The 4,800-nt window shown below is 34.9% G+C and carries 6 protein-coding genes and 1 pseudogene; all 7 read right to left on the bottom strand.

Annotated features, from left to right (window positions below; translation table 11 throughout):
* Positions 1-377: pseudogene (locus ACJML3_RS07105) on the bottom strand (polyamine ABC transporter substrate-binding protein); the annotation flags it as partial.
* Between the two features lie 169 nt (positions 378-546).
* Positions 547-1,323 (bottom strand): 3-deoxy-manno-octulosonate cytidylyltransferase, encoded by a 777-nt coding sequence (gene kdsB / locus ACJML3_RS07100; RefSeq protein ID WP_406021888.1) that lies wholly within the window; start codon positions 1,321-1,323, stop codon positions 547-549.
* Between the two features lie 3 nt (positions 1,324-1,326).
* Complete coding sequence (gene lpxK, locus ACJML3_RS07095) at positions 1,327-2,343, bottom strand: tetraacyldisaccharide 4'-kinase (RefSeq protein WP_406021886.1); 1,017 nt, start codon at positions 2,341-2,343, stop codon at positions 1,327-1,329.
* Between the two features lie 2 nt (positions 2,344-2,345).
* Entirely contained in the window at positions 2,346-3,077 is a 732-nt protein-coding gene (locus ACJML3_RS07090) for a hypothetical protein (RefSeq protein WP_406021884.1), read from the bottom strand.
* Between the two features lie 2 nt (positions 3,078-3,079).
* Complete coding sequence (gene truB / locus ACJML3_RS07085; RefSeq protein ID WP_406021882.1) at positions 3,080-4,081, bottom strand: tRNA pseudouridine(55) synthase TruB; 1,002 nt, start codon at positions 4,079-4,081, stop codon at positions 3,080-3,082.
* Between the two features lie 3 nt (positions 4,082-4,084).
* Positions 4,085-4,525, bottom strand: coding sequence for a large-conductance mechanosensitive channel protein MscL (mscL, locus tag ACJML3_RS07080; RefSeq protein WP_406021880.1), 441 nt, complete (start codon positions 4,523-4,525; stop codon positions 4,085-4,087).
* Positions 4,526-4,553: 28 nt separating this feature from the next.
* Positions 4,554-4,800 (bottom strand): hypothetical protein (locus tag ACJML3_RS07075; RefSeq protein ID WP_406021878.1); only part of this gene is annotated, 247 nt, incomplete at its 5' end.

Below are 4,800 nucleotides of genomic sequence, written 5' to 3'. Positions count from 1 at the left end.
TATGCATAATCATTGTTTGGATCAATCTTGGCTAAAGCTTCCATTCTGGCCTTGTCAAGGTGTTTCCAGTTTGGGATCTTTGTTTTGTCAATCTTCTGAAGAGCACCTGCCTTTGCAAGACGTGGCACATAATAGCTGGTCATCATAACAGCATCAAAGCCGGACTTACCAGATAAAAGACGAGCCTCTACAAGTTCATTTGAATCAAAAACGGCATAATTTGCTTTAAGCTTTGTAGCCTTTTCAAAATCTGAAACAGTATTTTCACCAATATAGTCTGACCAGTTCCAGATATTAATATCTGATTGTGCATTTGCAGCATATACTGGGCTTAATGCTATTACAGAAGATAACAGAATTTTAGAAAAATTCTTCATAACGCATATCCTTAAAGGAAAGAATGAACACAACATGTTTTTTTTTTGTGATTATAAAGAGAAATTTCAGGATAACAAGAAAAAAATTGCTTTTAAATGGATTATTTTAGAAAGTTTTTTAAATTCAAAAGGTTAAGATATAGATATACCTTAACCTTTTAAGAGCAGACTAGCTGTTCTTTAGATCTAAAATTGCATTGATTCTGTCTAGATCTTCTTGAGTATCAACGCCGGTTTCCGGTGGATTTGATGTTGGAGCAACAGCTATTGTATAGCCCTGCTGCATAAGTCTTAACTGCTCAAGGCTTTCTGAAACTTCAAGCGAGCTTTGTGCCATTGCAGCATAGCTAAAAACTGTCTTTGCCCTGTATGCATAAATACCGATATGATGATAGTGCTTGTGCATAAGTTCACTAATATCAGTAATTTCCTTATTACGGAAATTGTCTCTTTCATAAGGAATAGGAGCTCTTGAAAAATATAGTGCCTTTGAATTTCTGTCAAAAACAACCTTAACGCAGTTTGGATCAAAAACATCCTTTACATTGTCAATTTCAAAACAGAGAGTTGCCATATCACATCCTGAACTTTCAAGAAGGCTTGCAACCTGCTCTATGTGCTCTGGATTTATCAAAGGCTCATCTCCCTGAACATTTACAATGACAGTTTCAGGATCTATATTCATTGTCTTAATCATTGATGCAATTCTGTCTGTTCCACAGGCACAATCCTTAGATGTCATGCACACGCTTGTGCCATCCATATTCTCTAGAACCTTTGCAACTCTTTGATCATCAACACAGGCTACAACTGACTTTGCATTGCTTTTTAGTGCCTGCATGCAGACTCTTTTAATCATCGGAATACCGCCAACTAAAACAAGTGGTTTTCCTGGGAATCTGGTTGAGGCGTATCTTGCAGGAATTGCGACAATATAATCTTTCATAAGCTACTTCTTAAGTAAATCAAACAGTTTTCTGTCAAAACTTTCAAAAAATTCATCATCTATATGTCCGTTTACAGTTACTACATATAGATTTTTGCACTCTTTTAAGTGTGAGTATTTTACTGCATCTTTTGCTGTCATAAGTACAGGATATTTTTCACTTGCCAATAAAATATCTCTATCAGATGCAACAGCATGATCAGCAATATTTAAAGTATCTGCAATATTATAATTCATCTCCTTCAAGGTGTTGTAAAACCTTTGAGGATTGCCAATACCTGACATTGCAATCACGTCTGTAAACCTTGATACCTGCTCTGTTTCAGAGACTTGATCCAAAAAATCCTTTAAGGATACAGGTTGATTAGCCTTTAAAATCATTGTGTGATAATCAGTATCATTCTTGCCGTTTACCACTACAAAATCAGCTTTTTTTACATGCCACAAGCCTTCTCTGTTAGGACCTGCCGGCAGTAAAAGCCCGTTTCCAAGCATTCTTTTTGCATCAAGAACAACTATCTCAATATCTCGCTGCATTGCATAATGCTGAAGACCATCATCTGATAAAATTACATCAACGCCTTCATTTTCAAGAGCCCTAATAGCGCCCTCTCTTTTAGGATCTACAAAAATACAAGTATCAGCATTTGATGACATTTTCATAAGCAATGGCTCATCACCACAGATCTTAGCGTCTGTTGATAATTCAACCTTAACAGGATATACAGTATTCTTTGAGTGATAGCCTCTGCTAAGTACACCTACCTTTAATCCCTTTTCACTCAAATGCTTAATTAAAGCAATGCAAAATGGGGTCTTGCCAGATCCACCTACACTCACACCACCAATGATTACAAGAGGGACCTTACTCTTAAACAGCCTTTTAAATCCAAATCTAAAAAGCAATCTTCTGATTAAAGATAGAATATAAAAAAGGCATGAAAAAGGAAAAAGAAAAATTATTAAGAGAAAATTCCTTATATTTATCTTCTGATACCAGATTAGATTTATTAGATTCATAATTAAAAATGTTGAGAACAGATAGATCTGTAAAAGCGTTTTACAATATCAATTTTTGCAGATGTTGAGGACTTTATCTTCCAGCGTCTCTCAGTCTCATCAAGATACAGCTTGTAGGATATAACCGCTCTTGAGATCTCCTCATAGGCATATGAGTCAATGACGACTTCTTCTGAAATTGAATCAAGCTTGTTTGCAAGTTTTACATTCACTTCAATATCAATTGTTTTTAAACCATCTTTCATATATGGATTGGTTGTTTTAACAAAGTCTCTTACTTCAAGATTTCCAATCATAGCCTTTAAGATACCAGGATACTTTGTTGGTGATAAAGTTCTATTAATATCGTTAATATAGGTTAATGAATAACCTTTGGTATCAACACTACCTACAAATTCTACCTTCTTCTTGAAGACGCCTCTTGAAAGATTTAATAATTTGGATTTTTCAAGAACAAATGCATAGTCAATAAGACCTTGCTTATACATGTTGTCATATATAGAAGATGTATTTGACTCATTTTCATAATTAGGATCAAAAATTACAAAAGGCTTTACCATAGTTCCACTCTCAAGGGACTGACCTGGTATTGCAATATAAATCTGGTTCTTTACAAGATCATGATTTATTACATTCTTTAAATTTTCTGTTGTCAGTTTTGAATTATCAATGCAGCCTGAAACAAAGATAAGACTTACGATAGATAATAATGAAAGTAAACTACGATAAAACATAATCAGTTTTTGTATAACCCTTTGTTTGTATGAAGAGGATCAGACATCATTCTGTCAGAAATTAAAACTCCCTTTTGAATATGTCCAACACCTAAAAATATTCCATTGGTTCTTATCTGTATTGTAGCTGAAGTATCAATTGTACAGTTTTCAAATGTATAAGAATCATCAATTTTCTGTCTTTGACCCATGCAAAGAAGAACAGCCTTGTCATATGGAATATTGATCCTTGGAAGATAATTCATGGCATCTTCAACTTTAATTAAAAGTCTGTCCATATCGTCAAAAAAGGCGATATCTTCTCTTGAGTCAGCAAGATTTTGCAAAAATTCTAAAGTATGCATCTGACCTTTTGGCAGGCCATCAACTTCAATTCTTCGAAGCATTGATACATGTGCACCGCAGCCTAGAGCCTGACCTATGTCACTTACAAGAGTACGAATATATGTACCCTTTGAGCAGTAGACACAGACAGTGAATTCATCTTCCTTCTTATCAAGAATATCGATGCTGAAGATCTGAACCTGTCTTGATGGAACCTCCACTTCCTGACCTTTTCTTGCGTACTTGTAAAGAGGTCTTCCATCAACTTTAATTGCTGAATATATCGGTGGAACCTGAGTTATTTCACCTAAAAAACTTTTAATGGTAGACTCAAGCTTATCAATACAGCCTTTATAGTCTTTTGTTTCTACAACCTCACCTTCAGCATCACAGGTGGTTGTACTGATACCTAGTTTTCCTGTAGCTATATATTTTTTAGCACCTTCAAAAAAGTAAGAGGAAAACTTTGCAGCCTGTCCTAAACATATAGGAAGAAGACCTGAAGCTAAAGGATCAAGTGTTCCTGTATGTCCACCTTTATTTGCTCTGAAAATTCCTCTAACCTTAGTTAAGGCAAGAGCTGAGCTGATACCTGATGGTTTATCAAGTAGAAAAATGCCATCTACATCTCTTAAAGGTGCACGGGCAGGTTTAGTATTGTTATTTGCTGTTTTTTGCATGTGTTATTTCTTTAAAAGGTCTCTAATCTCTCTTAACAGCTGGATATCTTCAGGAGTTACAGGAGCTTTTGCTGCTGCATTTTCCTCATTTTCCTCTTTAATAACTTTTTTCTTAAGTGCTATGACAGCCTTGATTGCAATAAAGATTGAAAAAGCAACAAGCACAAAATCAAAAACATTCTGTAAAAATGCACCATAGGTCATTACTACAGCTTCAGATGTATCAGTCTTTTCACACAAAGTTACAGACAGCTGTTTTAAATCTACATTACCGACAATAAGTCCGATAAGAGGCATAATTATGTCTGAAACAAGTGAAGATACGATTTTGCCAAATGCTGTACCGATAACAACACCGATGGCCATATCAAGCACATTGCCTTTTACAGCAAACTTCTGAAACTCTTTTAAAAAGGAGGTTCCCTTAGATACCAGATTATTCATTTTTTCTCCTTATGTTTTTGTATATATTTTATTTTTTATATCTTGTTTTTGCAGTGAGCTCTGTAAGTTTTACAGTAAAATTGACATCACCTTGCTTATAGGTATTTTCAATTGTCTCTTTTAATCTTACAGCTTCATCCTTTGAACCTACATATCTGTACCATGACTTATTGAAACTGTCAAAACGAAACTCAAGTTTCTTAAGTTCATTGTTGATACTAAAAGTATTGCCCTTAATATCAATCTTGATACTCTTGCTAAGAGCACTGTCTACA

Source organism: Succinivibrio sp. (genome assembly GCF_045124615.1).
Classification (GTDB): domain Bacteria; phylum Pseudomonadota; class Gammaproteobacteria; order Enterobacterales; family Succinivibrionaceae; genus Succinivibrio; species Succinivibrio faecicola.
This window is presented reverse-complemented; position numbering and strand designations above follow the sequence as displayed.

What these genes read in the sequence shown, in the direction of transcription:
- lpxK (WP_406021886.1), bottom strand. Translation starts at nt 2,343, where the DNA reads ATGAATCTAATAAATCTAATCTGGTATCAGAAGATAAATATAAGGAAT.
- kdsB (WP_406021888.1), bottom strand. Translation starts at nt 1,323, where the DNA reads ATGAAAGATTATATTGTCGCAATTCCTGCAAGATACGCCTCAACCAGA.
- ACJML3_RS07090 (WP_406021884.1), bottom strand. Translation starts at nt 3,077, where the DNA reads ATGTTTTATCGTAGTTTACTTTCATTATTATCTATCGTAAGTCTTATC.
- truB (WP_406021882.1), bottom strand. Translation starts at nt 4,081, where the DNA reads ATGCAAAAAACAGCAAATAACAATACTAAACCTGCCCGTGCACCTTTA.
- mscL (WP_406021880.1), bottom strand. Translation starts at nt 4,525, where the DNA reads ATGAATAATCTGGTATCTAAGGGAACCTCCTTTTTAAAAGAGTTTCAG.